We start from the raw sequence: 22,256 nt of genomic DNA on the forward strand, positions 1-22,256 counted from the left end.
CGAGGGATGCATCGACTCTTGACTATATTTCCAGGTTATGAGGAGACCTGATTCCAGGAGGCGACATGGGTAGCGGCCGACACGTCATCGCGCTCGCCGGCGTCAGCGGGGCGCTGCTGATCGGCGTCGCGGCTCCCGCCCAGGCGGCGACACCGGTGGCACGCCCGGCTTCGGCCGCCATCACCGCCGCCTCCTCCTACCTGTTCGGCTACTACTACACCCTGGAAGCCTGCCGGTACTTCGGGGACAGCCTCGTCCGGGGTGGAGCCTGGGCCTCCTACACCTGCGTCTACCAGTGGCACCCGTACGACCAGCAGTCGTACTGGTACCTGTACATGTCGTAGCGGACGGACGCCCCCACGGAGGGAACCCCGCGGGGGCGTCGGGCCGGCGGCGACCGGCGGTCAGGCCTTGTGCTGCATGCTCGACCGGGCCGGGTTGGCCTGCTCGGCGGCCTTCGGGTCCTTCTCCCCCTGCTTGGCCCGCACCCCGGCCTCGACCCGGTCGCCGAGGTCCTTGTCGACGTTGTGCCAGTACTCGAAGGCCCGCAGCAGGACCGGTTCGCTCACCCCGTTGAGCAGGTGACCGACGATGTTGTCGACCAGCCGCCCCCGGGCCGCGTCGTCGAGCACCGCACGCACCATCGTCCCGGCCTGGCCCCAGTCGTCGTCCTCGGCGTGCGCGGTGTACGCCGCGCGGACCATCTCGCCGTCGGCGTACCACCGGCCGCCGTCGTCGGTCCGCTCGGGCCGCGCCTGCGGGCCGCCGTACGAGTTCGGCGCGTACACCGGGTCGGAGACGTTCTGGACCCGCATCGCGCCGTCCTTGGAGTAGCTGTGCACCGGCACCTTCGGCGCGTTCACCGGGATCTGCCGGTAGTTGACCCCGAGCCGGGCCCGGTGCGCGTCGGAGTAGCTGAAGCCCCGGGCGAGCAGCATCTTGTCCGGCGACAGGCCGGTGCCGGGCACCACGTTGTTCGGCTCGAACGCCACCTGCTCCATCTCGGTGTGGTAGTCGGTGACGTTGCGGTCCAGCGTCATCCGGCCGACCTCACGCAGCGGGTAGTCGCCGTGCGGCCACACCTTGGTCAGGTCGAACGGGTTGAACCGGTACGTCCGGGCGTCCTCGAAGGGCATCACCTGCACGTGCAGCGTCCAGGACGGGAACTGCCCGGCCTCGATGTGCGCGAACAGGTCGCGCTGGTGGTAGTCGGTGTCGGCCGACGCCATCTGGTCGCCCTCGTCCTGGGTGAAGAACTCGACGCCCTGGTCGGTCTTGAAGTGGTACTTGACCCAGGACCGCTCCCCCTGCGCGTTGATCCACAGGTACGTGTGGCTGCCGTACCCGTTCATGTGCCGCCAGGTACGCGGGATGCCCCGGTCCCCCATCAGCCAGGTGACCTGGTGCGCCGACTCCGGCGACAGCGTCCAGAAGTCCCACTGCATGTCGTGGTCGCGCAGGTTGTTGTCCGCACGGCGCTTCTGCGACCGGATGAAGTGCTGGAACTTCATCGGGTCCTTGATGAAGAAGACCGGCGTGTTGTTCCCGACCAGATCCAGGTTTCCGTCGGCGGTGTAGAACTTCACCGCGAACCCGCGCGGGTCACGCCAGGTGTCGGGGCTGCCCCGCTCACCGGCGACGGTGGAGAACCGGACGACCACGTCGGTCTCGGCGCCGGGCTGGAACACGGCCGCCCGGGTGAGGGCGCTGACGTCCTGGGTCACCTGGAAGGTGCCGAACGCCCCGCCACCCTTCGCGTGCGGCTGCCGCTCCGCGATGCGCTCCCGGTTGAAGTTCGCCATCTGCTCGATCAGGTAGTGGTCCTGCAACAGCAGCGGACCGTCCGGCCCGACGGACAGCGAGTGCTCGTCACTGGCGACCGGAACCCCGGCGTCCGTGGTGGTCGGCGGACGTTCTTGTGTGGTCACGCGGAACTCCTTACCTCGGATCAGGCACTGCCTGGCGACCGGCGGCTCGGGCACCGCCCGCAGGACGATCCCGGGTGCCGGCCGTCAGGTGGCCGACGCCGTCACCCGGGATGCGGACGGAGCGGGCCCGGCCACCCCTCGACCTCGGTAACCAGCCCACCGGCCCGCCACACCAGATGTGACGGTTGTCACCAATTCGCCCGCACCAACCAGGCCAACGTCCCACCACCGCCGGAACGGGTCAAGCTTCGCCGCGCCGGAGGAATCGGCCATCTGAGCACGGACAAGGGTGACCGGGACCGACCCCGCTGCGATGGTGGACAGACCACGCCTGGCCAGGCCCGTCACCCGTTGAGGCCGGAGGGATCGATGGACCACCCGCGCGCACTGCTCGACGCCGCGAAACGACTCCGGGCAGAGATGGTCGATCGGCTGGGCACGCTCGTCGCGGCCGAGTCGGCACCGGGCTCGCTGCCCCATCTCGACGCCTGCGCCGACCTGCTCGCCGGGTGGGGGGAGGAAGCGCTCGGCCGGCCCGCCCGGCGGGTCGTCGTGGACGGCCTGCCGCACCTGCTGTGGCCGGCCACCCACCAGCGCGTCCTGCTCCTCGGCCACTTCGACACCGTCTTCCCGGTCGGCACGATCCGGTCCCGGCCCTTCACCGTGCGAAAGGACATCGCGACCGGCCCCGGCGTGTGCGACATGAAGGCCGGCATCGTGCAGATGTTCACGGCGCTGCGCCTGCTCGACGACACCTCGACGGTCGGCGTGCTGCTCACCTGCGACGAGGAGACCGGGTCCGTCACCTCACGGCCGCTGATCGAACGGGAGGCGCGGCGCTCGGGCGCGGTCCTGGTCTGTGAGGCGGCCACCCCGGACGGGCAGGTGAAGGTGGCCCGCAAGGGCGGTTCGGTGTACCACCTCACCGTGCGGGGCCGCGCCGCCCACGCCGGCGTCGAACCACAGCGCGGGATCAACGCCACGGTCGAGGTCGCCCACCAGATCCTCACGCTGCGCGCGCTCGGCGCGGCGGACAGCGCCGGCACCTCCGTCACACCGACCCTGCTGTCCGCCGGCACCACCACCAACACGGTGCCCGAGCGGGCCAGCCTGGCCGTCGACGTCCGGGCCTGGACCACCGCCGAACTCGAACGCGTCGACCGGGCCATCCACGCGTTGGCGCCGTTCCTGCCCGAGGCGACCCTGGTCGTCGAGGGCAGGATCAACCGCCACCCCATGTCCCCGGAGCTCGCCCGGCCCCTCCTGGAGCTCGTCCAGCGGATCGCCGGCCAGCTCGGCATCCCGGCACCCGCCGGCGCACACGCCGCCGGCGCGTCCGACGGCAACTTCACCGCCGCCGTGGGCGTGCCGACCCTCGACGGCCTGGGCGCGGTCGGTGGCGGCGCGCACGCCCAGGACGAGTACGTCGACCTCGACCGGATGCCGGAACGCACCGCGCTGCTGGCCGGGCTGGTCGACCGGCTGTCCACCATGGAGCGCGTCGAACGTCGATCCGTCGTAGAAACCCCGTAGGGTGCTCACTGCCGGCAACCGACCGGCAGCGAGGGGCCCGGTCGTGCGCATGGCTACGGAACAGCGATCCGAATCGCCCATCCCCCGGCTCGGCGTCGAGGAGGAGTTCCTCGTCGTCGACGCCGACCGTGGCGAGGTCGTACCGGAGGCGGCCACCGTCGTCGACCGGGCGCGCCCGGCGCTCGGCGTCCGGGTGGGCGGCGAGATCACGAAGCTCCAGGTCGAGACCCGCACCGACCCCTGCCACGCCGTGGCGGACCTCGCCGCGCAGCTCACCGCCGGCCGGGCGGCGATCCAGGCCGCCGCCCGCTCGGCGGGCCTGCGGGTGATGGCCAGCGGCACGCCGGTGCTCGGTCGGGCCGTGCCGCCGCCGATCACCGAAGGGCCGCGCCAGGACCGTGGTACCGCCACCTACCGTGGGCTGCACGACGAACTCGCCATCTGCGCCGTCCACGTCCACGTCGAGCAGCCCGACCGGGACCGGGCCGTGCTGATCTGCAACCATCTGCGCCAGCACCTGCCGGTGCTCCTGGCGCTGACGGCCAACTCGCCCTACTGGTCCGAGCGCGACACCGGGTACGCGAGCTGGCGCACCGTCACCTGGCAGCGCTGGCCGGTGGCCGGCCCGCCGCCGTACCTGACGTCCGCCCGGCAGTACGACGCCCACGTGGACACCCTGCTGGAGGCGGGCGCGCTGGTCGACCCCGGGACGATCTTCTGGGATCTCCGGCTGTCGACACACCAGCCCACGCTCGAGGTGCGGGTGGCCGACGTGCCCGTCGGCGCGGCCGAGTCCGCCGCCCTCGCCGCCCTGGTACGCGCCCTGGTGGTCACGGCCGGAGCCGCCGTCGACCGGGGCGACGAGGGACCGAGGCTCGTCCCGGAGATCATGCGGCTGGCGTACTGGCGGGCCGCCCGCGACGGGATGGGTGGCCACGGCGTCGACGTCGTCACCGGCCGGCTGTCGCCCGCCCCGGACCTCGCCGGGCGGCTGGTCGGGCTCGCCCGCCCGGCGCTGGAGGAGGCGGGCGACCACCGCCGGGTGGAGGAGTGGCTGGCCGGGCTGGCCGGGCACGGCGACGGGGCGACCCGGCAGCGGGCGGCGGCGGCACCGCGTGGACGCCTCACCGACGTGGTCGACGAACTCGTCGCCCGGACCGCGCCCGACGTGCCCACTTTCGAAGAAAGCACGCTGGCGTAACGACGAACCGCCCGTCCTCGGAAATGCTGGGAAAAACCGGCACCGGGAGGCAGGCGGGGTTCCTCCCCCGTGACGGCCGGACCGCCCGATTCTCCCAGGGGAGGCGCGAGGTGACCGACACAGTCCTGCTACCCACGGTCCCGGTCCAACACGACCGCCGGCCGCCGGCCGACATGGTGCGCGAGGCGGAGGCGTTCGCGGACCGGATGGCCCGACGCCGCTCCGTCCGTGACTTCGTCGCCGACCCGCTGCCGGACGGGGTGATCGAGGCCGCGATCAGGGCCGCGTCGACCGCACCCAGTGGCGCCAACGTGCAGCCGTGGCGGTTCGTCGTGCTGACCGACCCGGCCCGCAAGCGCCGGCTGCGCGAGGCGGCGGAGGCCGAGGAGCGCACCTTCTACCAGCGCCGCGCCTCGCCGGAGTGGCTGGGCGCGATCGCCCCGCTCGGCACCGACTGGCAGAAGCCGTTCCTGGAGACCGCGCCGGCCGTCATCGTCGTCTTCGAGGTCCACCAGGGGCCGCAGAGCCCGAAGCCGTACTACGTCAAGGAGTCCGTCGGCATCGCGGTCGGCCTGCTGATCACCGCGCTGCACCACGCCGGCCTGGCCACGCTGACCCACACGCCCAGCCCGATGCGGTTCCTCAACGAGGTGTGCGAGCGTCCGCCGCAGGAGCGCCCGTACGTGGTGATGCCGGTCGGGTACCCGGCGCCGGACGCCCGGGTCCCCGACCTGGCCCGCAAGCCGCTCGACGAGGTCATGATCCGTTGGTGAGGTTCCCGGTCAGGAACTCGACCAGCGGCTCGACGTGCCGGTCCGGCCGCCGCCACTCGGCCAGCAGATCCTCCAGCAGGTGTTGCTCGGCGAGCAGTTCGGTACCCCGGTACCGGCGGATCACCGGGTGGATGAAGGCGCTCTCACGGGCCCGGTCGGGGCTCGGGTGCCGTTCGATGGCGAAGACGTCCCCGTAGTCGTCGCGGCCCCACCGGAGCGCGAGCGTGTACCAGTGCGTGGCGTCCGCGAAGCGCTCGACGGCGTAGTCCTCCGGCAGGTCCTCGTAGTGCTGGAAGTCGCCGGTGGAGTCGTCGCGCACGAAGACGTCGCAGAGGTACTCGAACTGGGTCCACAGCGCCGAGCTCCAGTTGACCCGGTCGAGCATCAGCTTGGCCAGGGACGCCGCGTCGGCCGGCGTCGTCGCGAAGGACAACGGCACGTCGTCGTACCGCTCCCGCAGGATCCGGGTCAGGGTGCGCAGGTTGTACCGAAAGCCGTCGATGAATGGCGACGACGCGTGCTTCACGTCCCGGGCCTGGGCGATGGTGCCGGCGAAGTACAGGTCGTCGATGTTGCTCGACTGCCAGTCGGGGCGCAGCCCGGGCATCCGGTCGTCACGCACCATGGCGGGACGGCAGGCCGGGTCGAACAGGGCGGTGTCCATCCGGAAGCCGGTGCAGCGCAGCACCGCGTGGTAGTCGAGCACGGCGGTCTCGCCCTGGGCGTGGGTGTAGGTGATCGACACCTGGAACCGCCCGTCGACCGGCCGGATCTCGTCGATGGTGCAGTCGAGCACCGAGTGCAACGTCTTGAACTGGTAGCTGTCGAGGATCGCGCCGTACTGGCCACGGACGTCCCCGGGGTGCTTGGTGTTCCACGCGAGCCGCAGCGGCTGCCGGCTGGCGAGGTGCACCATCGACGCCTTGCCCAGGACGGCCGACGCGGTCTCGAACGCCGAGTTGCCCTTGCCGATGATGAGGACCCGCTTGCCGGCGTACGCCGCCGGGTCGACGTCCATGTCCTCGTAGCCGAGGGCGTGTTCGATGCCCTTGACCGCCGGCACGAACGGCAGGCCCCAGCCGGTCGCCACGACGAGGCAGCGGGCCCGCACCTCTCCTCGGTCGGTGCCGACCGTGAACCCGTCGCCCGTCCGGGTGATCCGGTCGACCGTGGTGCCGTACCGGACGTTGAGCCGGTAGGTCCGCTGGAACTCGGCGAGGTAGCGCACCAGGTCGTCGGCCGCGGGCAGGTACTCGTCGCTGAACTTCGGAAACAGCAGGTCCGGGGACTCGTTGAGCAGCGAGTTCCAGTCCCACCGCAGCCGGATCTCCGGATCCGTGCTGTCGGTGTGCACCTTGTTGAGCGAGATGAGCCGGCGGTGCCGCGGGAAACGCCGGAAGAACCCGCCCGGCTCGTCGCCGCGCTCGAGCGTCACGTAGTCGGCGCCCTGCTGCTGGAGGTAGTAGCTGAGCTGGAGCCCCGCGGGCCCAGCCCCGACGATGACGTACGTGTGCGCGTTGTCGACCATCGTGCAGCCCTTCGACGGGGAGACAGTTCCTCAGACCTTGGAATGGATAGCGGTAGGTGTCAATGCCGCCGGGGCGCCGTCGCGGATCCGTCGCGGCGACGCCGATCAGCGCGGCGGCAACGGGTCCGTCGCCATCCGGTGCCGCCGACGTGCAGCCGTGGCGGTCCGTCGTGCTGCCAACTGGCGACTCTTCTGGTCTGACCTGGGCAAGCCGGCCGGCGCGGGCGGCTCTCACGAACCGTCTTCATATTTCTGTTGATCGGGACTACGCTCTGGCCAGTCCTGAGTGGAGTACAACGGAGGTGCCCATGAAGAAGATGACCGTCCGCCGTAGGAACACGCTGCGTCTGGTGTCCGGCGCCCGCCGGCTCTGGATCGAGTGGTGCTGGTAACTGCCGGCCCGGCGGGCGCTCCCGGGCGCCCGCCCCTGCGGCGCTCGGGCCGGCCGTGACCGGCGGGCCCGAGCGCTACGACTGCCACCGCGACCACGGCCCGTACGCCGGGGTCGCGGCCTTTCTCCGCCGGATCGCCGCCGAGCGCCCCCGCCTGGCGTCCCGCCACGAGGTCGAGTTGCAGGCCATCGCGCCCCGGCTCGACCCGGCGGCCCGCACCGCCGCCGAGGAGGAGCCGATCCGGTTCCATCCCGCCCGGCGCACCGCCTGCCTGGCGTACGGCGCGGCGGAGCTCGTCGCGGCCTGGGCGGGCACCCTCCGACACCCGGTGACGGTGCGGTTCGACCACGTCGACCACGCCGACGAGACCACCCGCGAGCTGCTGGACACGCTGACCCGGCGGCTCGGACCGGACCCGGTGCGCCTGGACCTGCGCGACGGCGACGCCCATCGGCCGGTGGCGGCCGAGCCGACCCCGGACGCGATCCGCACCGCCCTCGGCGACAGCCTGGCCCGCGGCTTCTACCACCACGCCGCCCGCACCGCCCGGCGCGGGCGCGCCCTGGTGACCCCGGCCGGCGACCTGCGGAACTGGTGGGCGTTCACCACCGGCCTGGCCACCGCCCTGGCGGCCCTGGACGATGCCGCCGAAGCGCTCGACCTCTACCACGAGGTCCGCGCCGCCACCGACGATCCGAAGATCACCATGTCGGCCGCGTACGCCACCGCCATGCTGTACGCGCGACACCTGCCGGCCGCCGACCAGGACCCGGCGCAGGCGCGGCAGTGGCTGGAGCGGGCGCTCCACCTGGCCGCCGGGCTGACCGACCCGCGACAGCGGGTGCTGTCCACCGTCTTCTACGAGCAGGGCCTCGCGTTGCTGGACAGCAGGGCGGGCGAGCCCGCCCGCGCGCTACGGATGATCGACAGCGGGCTGGCCCGGCTGACGGCGGTGCTCGCCCCGGGCGAACGCCCCCAGGACCTGGCCCGGCTACGGCACAACCGGGCGCAGGTGCACCTGGCCCTCGGCGATCCGGCCCGGGCCCTGGCCGAACTCGACACCGTGATCGCCCACGATCCCGACAACTGCGAGTACTACGTGGACCGGGCGGCCCTGCACCGGGCGGCCGGGCGACACCCGGCCGCGATCAGGGATTACGACACCGCGATCCGCCTGGGACCGCACCTGCCGGAGGCGTACTACAACCGGGCGGTGCTCCAGCAGGAGCGGGGCCGCGCCGAACGGGCCCGCGACGACCTGGACCGCGTCCTGGCCATCGACCCCGGGCACCTCGACGCCCGGATCGCCCTGGTCAACCTGCACGTCGAGGGCGGCGCGTTCGAGGCGGCCGAGCGGGGCGCGCGGGCCGGGCTGGCGTTGGCCCCACAGGAGCCCGCGCTGCTGTGCACCCTCGGGCTGATCCGCGCGGAGCGCGGCGACCTCGCCGAAGCCGACGACCTGCTCACCCGGGCCCTGGCCGGGGATCCGGAGCTGGTCGAGGCATGGACGAACCGGGCCGCCGTCCGGTTCGACCGTGGCGACGTGGTCGCCGCGGTGGCCGACCTGGACCGGGCGGTGGCGCTGTCGGCGGCCCCCGTGCCCCACTACAACCGGGGTACCGCGCTGATGCGGCTCGGCCGGTGGGACGACGCCGCCCGCGACTTCACCGCCGCGCTCGCCCAGCCCGACCTGGACCGGGCGCTCCGCCGTGACCTGCGCGCGGAGCTCGACCGCTGCCGTCGCGCCATGGCCGGCTGAGCGGCAGCCCACCCCGTCCCGGGCGGCGGTCCGGTCAGGCCCGGGCGGCCGGTTCCGTGGGTGCGGTGACCGGGGCGTCGTCGGTCGGCCCGGCGGGCGCCGTGCCGGTGGCGCGGGCGGGGGCCACCGCCGCCAGCCGGCGGACGTCCCGACTGGTCAGCATGCCGAGGACGGAGAGCACCACCAGGGCCGCGAGAATCAGCAGCGTGTCGCGGCTGCCGATCACCGCGGCGACCGGCCCGACCGCCACCTGGCCGAGGGGGATGGCGACGAAGGACCCCAACATGTCGTACGAGTAGACCCGGGCCAGCCGGTCGGCCGGAATGTGCTGCGCGATCGAGGTCTCCCAGGCCACCGCGAACTGTTCGACGGCGATCCCGACCGCCACCCCGGCGGTCACCAACACGACGACGGTCGGCGCCAGGGCCAGCCCCAGCAACAGGAACGACTCGGCGAACATGCAGGTCACCCCGAGCAGCAGCAGCCGGCGTACCCGGATCCGCAGCGCGATGACCCCGCCGACGACCATGCCGGCGGTCTCCGCCGCCAGCACCACACCCCAGGCGGTACGGCCGATCGTCTCGTCCGCCACGACCGGACCGAGCACGTTCACGCCGCCGGCCAACGCCGCGTTGAGGATCATGAAGCCGAGCACCACCGCCCAGACCCAGGTCCGCGCGGTGAACTCGGTCCAGCCCTCCCGCAGGTCGGCGACGATGCTGGCGCCGGCGCCCCGCACCCGGGCGGTGGGGATCCGGACTCCGGTGAAGGCGACCGCCGCGACGGCGAAGGTGAGCGCGTCGACGGCGAGGCCCCAGCCGGGCCCGACCGCCGCCACCAGGAGGCCACCGAGCGCCGCACCGCCGATCATGCCGGCGTTCATGCCGAGCCGGATGATCGCGTTCGCCGGCTGGATCAGCTCCGCCGGCACCGTCTGCGGGGTCGCGGCGGCCGAGGCCGGTTGGGCCAGCGCGCTCACCACGCCGTTGGCCGCGCCGAGCGCCAGCAGCAGCGGGATCGTCGCCGTACCGGTGAGCACCAGGGCGGCCACCGCCCCCTGGGTCAGCGCACCGAGCAGGTTGGAGCCGACCAGCACCACCCGGCGCGGAACCCGGTCGGCCAGCACCCCGCCGAAGAGCACGAACAGCACGTTCATCAGCGACCTCGCGCCGACCACCAGGCCCAGGTCACGCACCGAGCCGGTCAGGTCGAGCACGGCGAAGGCCAGCGCGATGGGCGCGACCGCGTTGCCGAGCATGTTCACCAGCCGGCCGGCGGCCAGGTAGCGGAACGCGGCGTACCGCAGCGGAGCGAACATCGGTCCTCCATCGGGAACGGGGCGACGGGTGACAGCGTCGCCCATGCCGGGGACGGGACCGGCCCCGGGGGGCGTCCGACGTCGACCCCCGCACTCCACCGGTGCCGGGTGGCGGTCACGGGACGATGCGGCGGGGGCGGGGGCGGGGGCGCGGCGGGGCGGGGGCGCGGCGGGGGCGGGGCGGGGGCGCGGCGGGGGCGGGGCGGTCGACACGACCGGCGGTGACCGCACGGCCGGCCGCACACCGCTCGTCTCAGCCGCCCGCAGGGGCATTGACCTGCGTTGCTTCACCGCGCCGAGATCGACTCTTCACGCCGGTGACACGATCCGGCCCGACAGTGGGTCATCGTCTCCCACCCCTCAAGGAGCGTCATGGCCCCCACTCCACCGACCGACACCGAACTGGACGTCCTCATCCGCGCCCGGCTCGCGTCCCTCGGGATCGACCTTGACCAACTTCCGGCCGGCAGCGCCGCCGACCCGGAGACCGGCTCCCCCGGCCGGGACGCCGTGCTGGCGTCCCTGCGCTCGTTCGTCCGCGGCACGGTGGGCGCGCTCGCCGCGTACCAGCTTCCCGCGCCGGCCGGCACCGACCCGGCCGTCGCCAGCGCCCTGTCCCAGCAGCCGGCGCCGATGCTCTACCCCTCGATCAGCACAGAATGGCGGAAGTGATGAGCACCGCACCGGCTGACCACGGCGTCGACCGACGTGCCTTCCTCGCCCGCACCGCGACGCTGGCCGCCGCGTCGGCGGTGGGCGCGGCCGTCGGGCTGCCCGCCGTGGCGTCGGCGGCCGACGTCGGCCGAACATCCCCACCGGCCGGCCGGTACAACCCGGCGCTGAACGTGCCGAGCGCCTACGTCACGCCACGCCCGGAGGCGGTGGCCGACCCGACCGAGCTGACCGTCGCCGAGGCGGCCTGGCTGATCCGCGCCGGCAAGCTCACCCCGGAGAAGCTGGTCGAGGCGTACCTGGCCCGCATCGCTACCTACGACCTCACGTACCAGGCGTTCAACCTGGTGCTCGCCGACACGGCGGTCAAGGCGGCCCGCGCCCTGGCGAAGAAGCCCCACCGGGGCGCACTGCACGGCATCCCGCTCGCCATCAAGGACAACTACTACACCGCAGGTGTGCCCACCACCGCCAACTCGTACCTGTTCGCCGACTTCCGGCCGCCGTTCGACGCGACCGCAGTGGCGCGACTGGTCGACGGTGGCGGGGCGATCGTGCTGGGCAAGACCCAGATGGGCCCGCTGGCCACCACCCGGGCCACCACCCCCAGCGGGGTGGTCACCACGGTCAACGCGTGGACCCCCACCAACGTCCGCACCGACCCCGGCGGCTCGTCCACCGGTACGGCCACCGCCGTCGCCGGACGACTCGCCGCCTCCGGCACCGGCACCCAGACCGGCGGCTCGATCACCGCGCCGTCCAACGCGCAGAACCTCACCGGCCTCAAGCCGACGATGGGCCGGGTCTCGCTGCACGGGATCATCCCGCTCAGCTACACCCGCGACCACCCCGGTCCGCTGGCCCGCGACGCCAAGGACGCGGCCATCATGCTCACCGCGATGGCCGGCGCGGACCCGGCCGACCCGCGTACGCAGGGCCTGCCCGAGGTGCCGAAGCTGATCGACGCGGCCTCCCCGACGTACCAGGGTGGCCGGCTGAAGCTGCGCTGGAAGACCCGCATCGGCGTGCTGCCCGGGTTCACCGCCGGCACCTCGGAGACCGCGCTGGCCCGGCAGGCGTACCTGGCGAAGCTCGCCGCGATCCCCGGCGCCACCGTGGTCGACGTGCCGCTGCCCGACGAGTGGGACCTGCTCACCGGCACCGCGTTCAACAACGTACGGCTGCCGGAGCGCAGTGAGCCGTTCCTGCCGTACCTGCGTACCGACCTGCGCGGCTTCGGGGTGTCGGTAACGGGCTGGTTGCAGGGCGCGCTGCTGGGCGGCAACGAGTTCATCACCGGCCAGCGGGCCAAGCTGCTGCTGATGGAGCGGGTCCTGGACCAGCTCTTCGACTCGTGCGACGTGGTGGTGCAGACCAGCCCGGTGCCGTTCGACATCCTCGGCCTGCCGGAGATCGCCTTCCCGATCGGATTCACCGCCGACGGCGTACCGATCGGCACCATCCTCGGCGGTCTGCCCTACGGCGAGGACCGGCTGCTCTCGGTGACCGCCGCCTATCAGGCGGTCACCGACTGGCACCGGCGGCGGCCCGCCAACCCGCCGGCCACCCCGGCGGCGCGTGGCACGGCGCCCGCCAGCCTGCGGCTCACCGCCGAGGAGGTCGCCCACCTGTCCCAGTGACCGGCTCGCCGTCCGCTCGCCGCCTGCCGGCGGGCGGACGGCAGGCGGGTCAGCCGATGCCGGCCAGTCTCGGCAGCACCTCGTCGGCGATCCGGCGGGTGAACTCCACCGGGTGCCGGTCCGGCATCACCTGCACCTCGGTCACCCCGAGCGCGGCGTATTCGGCCACCTCGGCGACGAACGCGTCGACGTCGGCCAGCGCCGGCCGGGACACGACGACCGTCTTGTCGACGGTGTCGTAGTCGCGGCCCTCGGCGGCGCAGTGACCGCGCAGCACGTCCAGCTTGCGCGCCACCTCCGCCGGGCTGGTGCCGAACAGGTTGCAGGCGTCGGCGTACCGGGCCACCAGCAGCAGGGTCTTCTTCTCGCCACCCCCGCCGATCATGATCGGCGGGTGCGGGCGACTCAGCGGCTGCGGCGAGTTGAGCGTCTCGGTGAGCCGGTAGTGCCGACCGTCGAACGGCCCGTTGTCGTCGCTCCACATCTGCCGGCAGATCCGGAGCGTCTCCTCCAGCCGTTCGAACCGCTCGCCCACCGGGACGACGGGCACGCCGAGGCCACGCTGCTCTCGCTCGTACCAGGACGCGCCGATGCCGAGCCTGGCCCGGCCGCCGGAGAGCACGTCCAGCGTGGTCACGATCTTGGCGAGCAGCCCCGGATACCGGTACATCACCCCGGTGACCAGCACCCCCAGCGTCATCTGCCGGGTCACCGCCGCGACGAAGCCCAGGGTCGTGTACGCCTCCAGCATCGGCTCCCCGGCCGGGGCCTGCGCCTCCATCTGGAAGTAGTGGTCCATCACCGTGAAGGACGCGACGCCGGCCTGCTCGGCGATGGTGGCCGCCTCGACCAGGGTCGGCGCGATCGCCGCCGGGTCGGCCGGGGTCGAGTAGGTCCAGTAGTGCAGCCCGAGCTTCATTCCCGTCACCTCCGTACCGAGCCTAGTGGGCCACGGCCCGACCCGTCCCCTGGTCGAGTCGACCGCCCGGTGGGCGGGCCGTCGAGGGACCACCCGCGTCACCGCTCAACCGAAACCCGCGACCAGGAAGCCCGCGAACCCCACCAGCGCGAGGGGCAGGGCCGCGGCCAACGCCAGCGCCCGCCGCCGGGCCGTCCTGGCCACCAGCACGATGAGCAGCACGCCGAGCGTGGCGGCGATGACGACGGACCACACCCTGCCGCCGCCGTAGTCGGGATCGCCGATCCGTCGGGCCAGCAGGGCCGCCTCGGCGAACAGCACCGCGCCGGGCAGCGCGACACCGACGGTCTGCCGCCAGCCGGCGGCGCGGGCCCAGACGCCGGCGACGCCGAAGACCACACCGGCGAGCACCCCGAAGAACATCCACAGCAACGACGACGCCGCCCACACGACGGAGATGTCGTCCTGCTGGATCAACGCGGCGACGAGGTAGTAGCTGGGCACCGCGACAACGAGCAACGCCACCGCGCCGAGCGCCGCGCGCACCCACCCGGACCTCACCTGGTACCCGAACACGAAGGCGGCGACCGCCCACACCGCGCTGGAGTTTCCCAGCTCCGCGAACGGATACGGGACGAACCTGATCCACACGAAGTCGAGGAAGCCGAGCAGAAAGCCGCCCAGGACCGCGCCGATGGCCACCGCTCGACGGTCGACTGTCATGGGGGTAAGGGTATGAGTCACGGCCACGAACTGGTCAGCGGCGCCGGGGTGGCGCGGCGCTGTCGCGGATGACCAGATCGGTGGCGAGTTCGACACGCGGGCTCTCGATCTTCTCGCCCCGGGCGAGTCGCAGCACGGTGCGTGCGGCCAGCATGCCCATCTCGGCCAGCGGCTGCCGGATCGTGGTCAGCGGCGGGGAGCACCACCGGACCTCCGGCAGGTCGTCGAATCCGACCACGCTGATGTCGTCGGGCACCCGTAGTCCGCGTTTGCGGACCGCCTCGTAGACGCCGAGCGCCATCTGGTCGCTGGAGGCGAAGATGGCGGTGGGCGGGTCGGGCAGGGCCAGCAGTTGGGTGCCGGCGGTGTAGCCGGCCTCGTGGTAGAAGTTGCCGGGGCGGACGAGGGTGTCGTCGAGCGCGACACCGGCGGCGTCGAGCGCGGCCCGGTAGCCGTCCATCCGGGCCCGGCTGCACATGAGCTGCGGTGGACCGGCGATGAAGCCGATGCGGCGGTGGCCGAGGCCGAGCAGGTACTGGGTGGCCCGCAGGCTGCCCGCCCAGTTGGTGGCGCCGATGGTGGGCGCCTCCTGCGGGGCGACCCCGGCGGGGTCGACGATGACCACCGGGAGGTGCAGCCGGCGCAGCTCGGCCTGCAGCGGTGGTTCCACCATCGAGGTCACGAAGATGACGCCCTCGCTGGACCGGATGCGCATGTTGTCGAGCCACTGCTTCGCCGAGGAGGTGCGCCGGTGGATGGCCGAGACGACGGTGCCCGCGCCGCTGCTCTGCGCCACGTCCTCCACCCCCCGGATGATCTCCACCGCCCACGGGCTGTCCAGGTCGTTGAAGACCAGGTCGATCAGGGCGGCACTGGTGCGCCTGGCCGCCGAGCGACGGCGGTAGCCGTGCCGGTTGAGCAGCTCCTCGACCCGTTCCCGGGTCTGCGGGGCGACGTCGGAACGGCCGTTGATGACCCGGGAGACCGTGGGCACGGAGACGCCGGCCAGACGCGCGATCATCGCGATGGTGACGTTTCGGCCGTTGTCGGAGCCCACGGTCCGCCCTTTCGTCTGGCTGGAACCTACGGTCGCAGAAGGCTATCGCAGCGGAGGGGACTCACCCCTTGACGCTGCCGGCCAGGCCGCCGATGAGCTGGCGTTCGGCCACGGCGTAGAAGCCCAGGGCCGGGAGCATGGACAGCACGACGTAGGCGAGCACCCGGGCGGTGTCGTCGGCGTACTGGCCCTGGAACGCCTGGACCCCGACCGGGAGCGTCCACCAGCTCTGGTCGGTGAAGACGACCAGCGGCAGCATGAAGTTGTTCCAGCTACTCACGACCGCCAGCACGGAGACGGTGGCCAGGGCGGGGCGGGCCATCGGCAGCAGGATCCGCCAGAAGAAGCCGAAGGGGCCGCATCCGTCGAGGATCGCGGCCTCCTCGACCTCGCCGGGGATGGTGCGGAAGAACTGGCTCAGGATGACGATGGTGATCGGCAGCCCGAAGGCGGCCTGGGGCAGGATCACCCCGAGCGGGTTGTCCAGCAGGCCCATGCCGCGCAGCAGGACGAACAGCGGCAGGATCGCCACCGCGAACGGGAACATCAGGCCGATCGCGAACAGGGTGAACAGCAGTTCCCGGCCCCGGAAGGCGAAGCGTGCGAAGACGAACGCGGCCATCGCCGCCGCGACGACGACGACGAGCGTGCTGGTCACGGCGATGAGCAGGCTGTTGCCCAGTTGCCGCCAGAAGACCTCGGAGGCGAGGATGCCGGTGTAGTTCCCGGGCACCCACGGGTCGGGCCAGCCGAGGGGGTTGGTGGAGAGTTGCCCGTTGTCCTTGAACCCGCCGAGCACCCCGAACCAGACCGGTACGACGATGAGCGCGCCGACGGCGACACAGCCGAGGTGCAGCACGAGGCGGCGGGTCCGCAGGGCAGGATTCGCCGTGCCGGTCATCGCTGGTCTCCTTGGTTGGTGATCGCGCCCTCGGTGTCCCGGCGCAGGACGACGCGCTGGTAGAAGAGGGCGAAGACGAGGCTCAGGACGAACATGACGATGCTGATCGCACTGGCGTAGCCGACCTCGAAGCGGCGGAAGCCGTACTGGTACATCGTCACCGCCATGGTTTCCGACGCGTGGATCGGGCCGCCGCCGGTGAGCACCCAGACCATGTCGAAGAGCTGGATGGTGCCGATGACCGACAGGAACACGCTGATCCGGATCGTCGGCCCGAGCAGCGGCAGGGTCACGTGCCGGAAGCTCTGCCAGGCGCTGGCGCCGTCGGTGACGGCCGCCTCGGACAACTCCTTGGGGATGCCCTGCCGGGCGGCCAGGAAGAGGATCATGTAGAGACCGAAGTACTTCCAGGAGACCACCAGGAAGACGGCGATCAGCACGGTGTCCGGGTCCCCGAAGATGGTGCCCGCGTCGGCGCCCAGCCACCGGGCGATCGTGTCACCCAGCCCCCGGTTGGGTGAGAACACCAGGGTGAACAGCACGGCCGTGGTGACCTCGGAGAGCACGTACGGGGCGAAGAAGATCAGCCGGTAGACGGCCCGGCCCCGCAGCGGCTGGTTGAGCAGCATGGCCAGGGCCAGCGCGACGGGTAGCTGGACCGCCACGGCCAGCACGATCAGCACCAGGCCGCGCCACAGGTCGCCACGGAAGGTCGGGTCGGCGAAGGCGCGGGTGTAGTTGTCCAGCCCGACGTAGTTCTCCGGCAGGCCGAAGCCGTTCCACTTGTAGAGGCTGGCGTAGCTGGCCACCACGATGGGCGCGACGACCAGCAGCAGGAACAGCACCAGGGACGGGGTGAGGAAGGCGGCGAGGGTGCCCCGGCGGCCCGACCGGGGCTGGCGGCCGCGCTGTCGCGCGGTGCCCGGCCCCGGTGCCGGCGGGTCGGTCGCCGGGTCGCCGCGCCATCCCTGCGGCACGGTCGATGGCCTGGTCATGCCTGCTCCACTCGGTTCTCGCCGCCGGCTACGGATCGGTGGGGATTGGTCATGGCTACTGGCTCTTCGCCACCTGGGTGATGTCCTTGACGATCTGCGCGGGCGACTTGTTGCCGGCGACCAGTTCGGCGACGCTGTCGTTGACCTGCTGGCCGACGGCCGGCGGGTACGCCTGGTCGAGGTAGAGCTGGAAGCCGGTGGCGCTGGCCAGGTTCTCCGCGACGATCTTGTTGTTCGGGTCGGCGATGGCCGAGGCGGCGTCCTTGACCGTCGGCAGCACCGCACCGGTCTGGGCGGCCTTGCGCTGGTTGTCGGCGCTGAGCAGGAACTTGAGGAAGTCGACGGTGGACGCGGGGGCGTCCTTGCCGACGGCGAAGCCGTTGCCGCCGCCGAACGCCTCCGAGGCGGCGCCCTTGCCGCCGTCGACGACCGGGAACGGGAAGAAGCCGAGCTTGTCGCCGAGCCCCTTCTTGCTGGTGGAGCTGGACGCCTGTACCGACGGGGCCCACTGGCCCATCAGCTCCATGGCCGCACCGCCGTTGCCCATCGTGGCGGCCTGCCCGTCCGGGGAGCCGTACTCCGCGCCGAGGAAGCCCTTCTGGAACGGTTGCAGGTCGACCAGTTCCTTGAGCCGTTCACCGGCGGCGACGAAGTCGGGGGTGTCGAAGTTCTTGTCCTTGGCGGCCTGTTGCAGGGCGCCGAGCCCGCCGATGCGCATCGCCAGGTAGGCCCAGTAGTAGTGGCCCGGCCACTTGTCCTTGCCGGCCAGCGCGACCGGGACGGTGCCGGCCGCCTTGAGCTTGCGGACCGCGTCGAGCACCCCGGCCCAGTTCGTGGGCGCGGCGGTGATGCCGGCCTTGGCGAAGAGGTCCTTGTTGTACCAGAAGCCGACCATGCCGACGTCGAACGGGATGCCGTAGATCTTGCCGTCGATGGTGAACGGCTGGACGGCGGCGGGCAGCAGCCCGCCGATCCACGGCTGCACGTCGGCGGTGAGGTCCTTGACCAGACCCGCGTCCACCTGCTGCTGGAGCACGCCGCCGCCCCAGGACTGGAAGAGGTCGGGTGGCGAACCGGCCTGGGTGGCGGTGGTCAGCTTGGTCTTGAACGCCTCGTTCTCCAACGGCTGGATCTTGACGGTGACGTTGGAGTGCGCGCCGTGGTACTCCTGGGCCATCGCCGCCCACACCGGCAGCATCGGGTCGGTGTTCTGGATGTGCCACCAGTTGATGGTCTGCGGGCCGTCCGGGTCGCCGGACTCCCCGTCGCTACAGGCGCTGAGCAGGTAGGCGCCGGTACCGGCGCCGACGAGGCCGAGCAGCGTTCGGCGGGAGAGGTGCGCTGTCATGATCCATCCCTTCGGGACTCACGAGGTGCTCGGACGCCGGTCGAGCCGGCGGGATTCGAACGTGGAACTCCGGAACTTTCAATGCTTCGCCGGTATTACCGATCGATGGCCGGCACGCTACGAGTACTTTCCGCGCCGGTCAAGACGTCTGTCCTATCTCGATGAAAGCGGCTAGCGTGGGCAGGACTTCCACAGAACCTGGAACACAAGTCCGGAAGTTTCAGAGAGCGCACAGAGGAGACCCCTTGTCGACCGAGACCGCTGACGTGGCGACCGCTGCCCGGTCGATCCGCAATCCCGTCCTCGCCGGATTCCACCCGGATCCGTCGATCCTGCGGGTCGGCGCCGACTACTACCTGGCCACCTCGACCTTCGAGTGGTACCCGGGAGTGCGCCTGCACCACTCGCGCGACCTCGTGCACTGGCGCCCCCTGGGCGGGATCATCACCGAGCGCCGACTGCTGGACCTGCGCGGCTGCGGCGACTCCAACGGCGTGTGGGCGCCCGACCTGACCTGGCACGACGGCGAGTTCATGCTCGTCTACAGCGACGTGGCCAGCTTCGCCAGCGGCTACTGGGACCCGCAGAACTACCTGGTCACCGCGACCGACATCGGCGGCCCCTGGTCCGATCCGGTGAAGCTGCACGGGCGGGGTTTCGACGCCGCGCTGTTCCACGACGACGACGGCACGAGCTGGCTGCTGAGCATGAGCGCGGACTGGCGACCCGGCCGGGACCGCTTCGGCGGCATCGAGATCCAGCAGTACGACCGGGCCGCGCGCCGGCTCGTCGGCCGGCCCCGGCTGCTGTTCACCGGCACCCCGGTCGGGGTCACCGAGGGTCCGCACCTGTACCGCCACGACGGCTGGTACTGGCTGATCACCGCCGAGGGCGGCACGAGCTGGGAGCACCAGGTCACGGTGGCCCGCTCCCGCGAGCTGTTCGGGCCGTACGAGGTGGACCCGGACGGGCCGCTGCTGACCTCCGTGGGCCGGCCCGACCTGCGGTTGCAGAAGGCCGGCCACGGCAGCCTGGTCCGCACCCCCGACGACGGGTGGTACCTGTCCCACCTGGTCGGCCGCCCCTACTCACCACTGGGTAGCTGCGTGCTGGGGCGGGAGACGGCGATCCAGCGGGTCGAGTGGCCGTCGGGTGGCTGGCCCCGGATCCCCGGGGGTGTGCCGGCGGAGGAGGTCCCCGCGCCCGACCTGCCCGCGCACCCGTGGCCGGCGGAGCCCGCCACCGACCACTTCGACGCCGGCGAGCTGGGCCCGTGCTGGTCGACGTTGCGCCGACCGGCCACCGAGGACTGGGTCGACCTGCGGTCCCGCCCGTCGCACCTGCGGGTCCACGGCGGGCAGTCCCCGGTCGGCCGCCAGACGCCCAGTCTGGTCGCCCGGCGGGTCGGCGCCCCGCACTGCGCACTGGAGACCGTGGTCGAGTTCGACCCGGTCGACCACCGTCAGCTCGCCGGGATCACCGCCTACTACAACACCCTCAACTGGCACCACCTCTACCTGACCCGGGCCGACGACGGGCGCACGGTGCTGGAGCTGCTCAGCTCCGACAACGGGCGGCGCACGGCGTACCCCGAGTTGGCCGTCGACGCCACCGGCGTCGCCCGGGTCGGCCTGCGGGCGGTGTTCGACGGACCGGTCGTGCGCTTCGCCCACGACCTCGGTTCCGGTTGGCGGCAGCTTCCGGTGGACCTGGACGCGACCATCCTGTCCGACGAGCACGCCGCACTGATCATCGACGGGGAGCCGGCGGCGTGGGGCTTCACCGGGGCGTTCCTCGGCCTGTGGGTGCAGGACCTCGGTGGCGACGGCGGGTACGCCGACTTCGACCTGGCCACCTACCGGGAGCACTGACCGGGGGCACCGGACCGTGACCCGCCCCGACCTGGTCGGGGCGGGTCGCGGTCGGGCGCGACGGCCGGCCGGGGGCCACGCACGACCCCGCCACCACCGGGGTACGGCCCGAAAACTCTCGACCGTGATCCGGCGGGCCGGCGACCAGGTGAGCAGGGTCTCCGGAAGTTTCGGTGGTTGACCGGGGAGCGGATCCGCTCGTAACGTTCCAGTCAACTTCCGGAAATCGATCGGTGACTATCGGTAGGTTCCGGCCGGCCGGCCACGCCCACGGCCGTGGGCACTGCCCGCCACTCCCCCGCCCCGCGCCCGTCGACCCGTCGACGTGCCTCGCGAAAGGAACGCGGATGATGCTCAGACGGTGGATAGCCGCCGGCATGGTCGCCGCCGCGACCGTCGGCGTGTTGAGCGCCGTACCGGCCGTAGCGGAACGTCCGTACGACCCCGCCGCCCAGAGTCTGCGGGCGCTCGGCCTGCGCCACGGCCTGTACATCGGCACCGCGGTCGACATGGCCGCCCTCAACGACCCCGCCGATCCCCGGTACCGGGAGCTCGTGCGCGAGGAGTTCTCCACGGTCACCGCCGAGAACGTGATGAAGTGGGAGTCGCTCGAACCCACCCGGGGCGGCTACGACTGGGCCGCGGCCGACGAGTTCGTCGCCACCGCCCGCCGCGACGGCCAACGGATCCGCGGACACGTGCTGGTCTGGCAGAACCAGCTACCGGCCTGGCTGACCGCGGGGGTCGCCGACGGCTCCATCAGCACCGCGCAGTTGCGCGGGATCCTGCGTGACCACATCACCGCCGTGGTCACCCGCTACCGGGGCCGGATCTGGCAGTGGGACGTGGTCAACGAGGCCGTCAGCGACCCCTGGGACAACCCGCCCGCCCTGCACTACAAGGGCTTCTGGGCGGAACACCTCGGGCCGGGCTACCTCGCCGACGCGTTCCGCTGGGCGCGGGCCGCCGACCCGACGGCCCTGCTGTTCTACAACGACTACAACATCGAGGCGTTCGGCTCGGGCAACCCGGCCGACGACAAGACCCAGTTCGTCCACGACATGGTCCGGGGCCTGCTGGCCAGGGGCGTGCCCATCGACGGCGTCGGCAGCCAGGGCCACCTGGGCACCCAGTACGGCAACTACGACCCGATCCAGGTCGCCGAGGCGCTGCACAGGTTCGCCGGGCTGGGCCTGGCCACCGCGTTCACCGAGGTCGACGTGCGCAGCCGGCTGACCGACCGGGTGCAGGCCGGCGACTCCGAGGAGATCAATCCGCGCCTACAGGCATCGGCGGCGAACTTCCACGTCCTGCTACAGGCGTGCCTGGCCGAACCGCGCTGTCTGTCGTTCACCGTCTGGGGCTTCACCGACCGGCACTCCTGGGTGCCCGGCTGGTTCGACGACCCGCCGCAGGGCCTGGCCACCATCTACGACGAGAACTACCAGCCCAAGCGCGCGTACCAGTTGATGAAGGCCGACCTCATCTACGCCGGGCCGCCGTACGTGCGGCCACGGGTCACCCCGAGGCCGCGCCGGTAGCCGCGCCGGAGGCCGACGCCGGCCTCGACCCGTGCGGGGGGGGGCCCGGGCGGGGGCCCCCCCCCCCCCCCCCCCCGCCCCCCCCCCCCCGGTTTTTGCCCCCCCCCACCCGCGGACCCCCCCGGGGCGGGCCCCCCCCCCCCCGCCGCCCCCCCAC

General features: G+C 72.3%; 18 protein-coding genes. 9 read left to right on the forward strand and 9 right to left on the reverse strand.

The genetic code is table 11. The features are described from left to right. Nucleotides 1–65: 65 nt before the first annotated feature. Nucleotides 66–344, forward strand: coding sequence for a hypothetical protein (locus ACIQG9_RS01530; protein ID WP_400397185.1), 279 nt, complete (start codon nt 66–68; stop codon nt 342–344). Between the two features lie 60 nt (nt 345–404). Here ACIQG9_RS01530 and ACIQG9_RS01535 read toward each other — a convergent pair whose 3' ends face one another. Beyond that, nucleotides 405–1,928, reverse strand: a complete 1,524-nt coding sequence (locus ACIQG9_RS01535; RefSeq protein ID WP_400397188.1) for a catalase — start codon at nt 1,926–1,928, stop codon at nt 405–407. Between the two features lie 369 nt (nt 1,929–2,297). Here ACIQG9_RS01535 and ACIQG9_RS01540 point away from each other — a divergent pair, with 369 nt between their 5' ends. The 3 genes from ACIQG9_RS01540 to ACIQG9_RS01550 all read left to right on the forward strand — a co-directional run bounded on the left by ACIQG9_RS01540 (nt 2,298) and on the right by ACIQG9_RS01550 (nt 5,435). Next, on the forward strand, nt 2,298–3,461 hold the full coding sequence (locus tag ACIQG9_RS01540) for a M20 family metallopeptidase (RefSeq protein ID WP_400397191.1): 1,164 nt from the start codon (nt 2,298–2,300) through the stop codon (nt 3,459–3,461). Between the two features lie 49 nt (nt 3,462–3,510). After that, entirely contained in the window at nt 3,511–4,662 is a 1,152-nt protein-coding gene (locus tag ACIQG9_RS01545) for a glutamate--cysteine ligase (protein ID WP_400397194.1), read from the forward strand. A gap of 173 nt (nt 4,663–4,835) precedes the next feature. Further along, a complete protein-coding gene (locus tag ACIQG9_RS01550; protein WP_400398756.1) occupies nt 4,836–5,435 on the forward strand; it encodes a nitroreductase family protein in 600 nt (199 codons plus the stop codon). Here the strand turns inward: ACIQG9_RS01550 and ACIQG9_RS01555 are convergent. Then, nucleotides 5,419–6,963: an NAD(P)-binding domain-containing protein gene (locus tag ACIQG9_RS01555; protein ID WP_400397196.1), complete on the reverse strand. Its 1,545-nt coding sequence runs from the start codon at nt 6,961–6,963 to the stop codon at nt 5,419–5,421. The genes ACIQG9_RS01550 and ACIQG9_RS01555 overlap by 17 nt on opposite strands. 447 nt (nt 6,964–7,410) lie before the next feature. On the opposite strand from ACIQG9_RS01555, the gene ACIQG9_RS01560 reads away from it, so the two are divergent. Then, the gene (locus ACIQG9_RS01560) at nt 7,411–9,114 is read left to right on the forward strand and encodes a tetratricopeptide repeat protein (RefSeq protein ID WP_400397202.1); all 1,704 of its coding nucleotides are present in this window, start codon (nt 7,411–7,413) and stop codon (nt 9,112–9,114) included. 34 nt (nt 9,115–9,148) lie between these two features. On the opposite strand, the gene ACIQG9_RS01565 is transcribed toward ACIQG9_RS01560, so the two are convergent. Further along, nucleotides 9,149–10,432, reverse strand: coding sequence for an MFS transporter (locus ACIQG9_RS01565; RefSeq protein ID WP_400397209.1), 1,284 nt, complete (start codon nt 10,430–10,432; stop codon nt 9,149–9,151). Between the two features lie 372 nt (nt 10,433–10,804). Between ACIQG9_RS01565 and ACIQG9_RS01570 the strand changes: the two genes are divergently transcribed. Together ACIQG9_RS01570 and ACIQG9_RS01575 are read left to right on the forward strand one after the other, a co-directional pair. Further along, nucleotides 10,805–11,104 carry a hypothetical protein gene (locus ACIQG9_RS01570; protein ID WP_400397217.1) on the forward strand — a complete coding sequence of 100 codons (300 nt, stop codon included), beginning with the start codon at nt 10,805–10,807 and terminating at the stop codon, nt 11,102–11,104. Next, nucleotides 11,104–12,744 (forward strand): amidase, encoded by a 1,641-nt coding sequence (locus ACIQG9_RS01575; protein ID WP_400397219.1) that lies wholly within the window; start codon nt 11,104–11,106, stop codon nt 12,742–12,744. The genes ACIQG9_RS01570 and ACIQG9_RS01575 overlap by 1 nt, the downstream gene beginning before the upstream one ends. Nucleotides 12,745–12,793: 49 nt before the next feature. Here ACIQG9_RS01575 and ACIQG9_RS01580 read toward each other — a convergent pair whose 3' ends face one another. From ACIQG9_RS01580 to ACIQG9_RS01605, 6 genes are all read right to left on the reverse strand, one after another. Continuing rightward, nucleotides 12,794–13,663, reverse strand: coding sequence for an LLM class F420-dependent oxidoreductase (locus ACIQG9_RS01580; RefSeq protein WP_400397221.1), 870 nt, complete (start codon nt 13,661–13,663; stop codon nt 12,794–12,796). 105 nt (nt 13,664–13,768) lie between these two features. Continuing rightward, complete coding sequence (locus ACIQG9_RS01585) at nt 13,769–14,386, reverse strand: DUF6518 family protein (RefSeq protein WP_400397223.1); 618 nt, start codon at nt 14,384–14,386, stop codon at nt 13,769–13,771. A 34-nt stretch (nt 14,387–14,420) separates the two neighbouring features. After that, the gene (locus ACIQG9_RS01590) at nt 14,421–15,407 is read right to left on the reverse strand and encodes a LacI family DNA-binding transcriptional regulator (RefSeq protein ID WP_400397226.1); all 987 of its coding nucleotides are present in this window, start codon (nt 15,405–15,407) and stop codon (nt 14,421–14,423) included. Between the two features lie 97 nt (nt 15,408–15,504). Beyond that, complete coding sequence (locus tag ACIQG9_RS01595; protein ID WP_400397229.1) at nt 15,505–16,344, reverse strand: carbohydrate ABC transporter permease; 840 nt, start codon at nt 16,342–16,344, stop codon at nt 15,505–15,507. After that, nucleotides 16,341–17,339 (reverse strand): carbohydrate ABC transporter permease, encoded by a 999-nt coding sequence (locus ACIQG9_RS01600; RefSeq protein ID WP_400397232.1) that lies wholly within the window; start codon nt 17,337–17,339, stop codon nt 16,341–16,343. Before ACIQG9_RS01600 ends, ACIQG9_RS01595 begins: the two co-directional genes overlap by 4 nt. Nucleotides 17,340–17,394: 55 nt before the next feature. Next, nucleotides 17,395–18,687: an extracellular solute-binding protein gene (locus ACIQG9_RS01605; protein ID WP_400397234.1), complete on the reverse strand. Its 1,293-nt coding sequence runs from the start codon at nt 18,685–18,687 to the stop codon at nt 17,395–17,397. Nucleotides 18,688–18,932: 245 nt separating this feature from the next. On the opposite strand from ACIQG9_RS01605, the gene ACIQG9_RS01610 reads away from it, so the two are divergent. Next, nucleotides 18,933–20,558, forward strand: coding sequence for a glycoside hydrolase family 43 protein (locus ACIQG9_RS01610; protein ID WP_400397237.1), 1,626 nt, complete (start codon nt 18,933–18,935; stop codon nt 20,556–20,558). A gap of 347 nt (nt 20,559–20,905) precedes the next feature. Continuing rightward, nucleotides 20,906–22,099, forward strand: a complete 1,194-nt coding sequence (locus ACIQG9_RS01615; protein ID WP_400397240.1) for an endo-1,4-beta-xylanase — start codon at nt 20,906–20,908, stop codon at nt 22,097–22,099. The last annotated feature ends 157 nt before the right edge of the window (nt 22,100–22,256 follow it).

Source organism: Micromonospora sp. NPDC092111, from assembly GCF_044755745.1.
Classification (GTDB): Bacteria; Actinomycetota; Actinomycetes; order Mycobacteriales; family Micromonosporaceae; genus Micromonospora.

Coding starts and splice junctions, on each gene's coding strand:
- ACIQG9_RS01530 (WP_400397185.1), top strand. CDS start 66: ATGGGTAGCGGCCGACACGTCATCGCGCTCGCCGGCGTCAGCGGGGCG.
- ACIQG9_RS01540 (WP_400397191.1), top strand. CDS start 2,298: ATGGACCACCCGCGCGCACTGCTCGACGCCGCGAAACGACTCCGGGCA.
- ACIQG9_RS01545 (WP_400397194.1), top strand. CDS start 3,511: ATGGCTACGGAACAGCGATCCGAATCGCCCATCCCCCGGCTCGGCGTC.
- ACIQG9_RS01550 (WP_400398756.1), top strand. CDS start 4,836: ATGGTGCGCGAGGCGGAGGCGTTCGCGGACCGGATGGCCCGACGCCGC.
- ACIQG9_RS01555 (WP_400397196.1), bottom strand. CDS start 6,963: ATGGTCGACAACGCGCACACGTACGTCATCGTCGGGGCTGGGCCCGCG.
- ACIQG9_RS01565 (WP_400397209.1), bottom strand. CDS start 10,432: ATGTTCGCTCCGCTGCGGTACGCCGCGTTCCGCTACCTGGCCGCCGGC.
- ACIQG9_RS01570 (WP_400397217.1), top strand. CDS start 10,805: ATGGCCCCCACTCCACCGACCGACACCGAACTGGACGTCCTCATCCGC.
- ACIQG9_RS01575 (WP_400397219.1), top strand. CDS start 11,104: ATGAGCACCGCACCGGCTGACCACGGCGTCGACCGACGTGCCTTCCTC.
- ACIQG9_RS01580 (WP_400397221.1), bottom strand. CDS start 13,663: ATGAAGCTCGGGCTGCACTACTGGACCTACTCGACCCCGGCCGACCCG.
- ACIQG9_RS01585 (WP_400397223.1), bottom strand. CDS start 14,386: ATGACAGTCGACCGTCGAGCGGTGGCCATCGGCGCGGTCCTGGGCGGC.
- ACIQG9_RS01590 (WP_400397226.1), bottom strand. CDS start 15,407: ATGATCGCGCGTCTGGCCGGCGTCTCCGTGCCCACGGTCTCCCGGGTC.
- ACIQG9_RS01595 (WP_400397229.1), bottom strand. CDS start 16,344: ATGACCGGCACGGCGAATCCTGCCCTGCGGACCCGCCGCCTCGTGCTG.
- ACIQG9_RS01600 (WP_400397232.1), bottom strand. CDS start 17,339: ATGACCAGGCCATCGACCGTGCCGCAGGGATGGCGCGGCGACCCGGCG.
- ACIQG9_RS01605 (WP_400397234.1), bottom strand. CDS start 18,687: ATGACAGCGCACCTCTCCCGCCGAACGCTGCTCGGCCTCGTCGGCGCC.
- ACIQG9_RS01615 (WP_400397240.1), top strand. CDS start 20,906: ATGATGCTCAGACGGTGGATAGCCGCCGGCATGGTCGCCGCCGCGACC.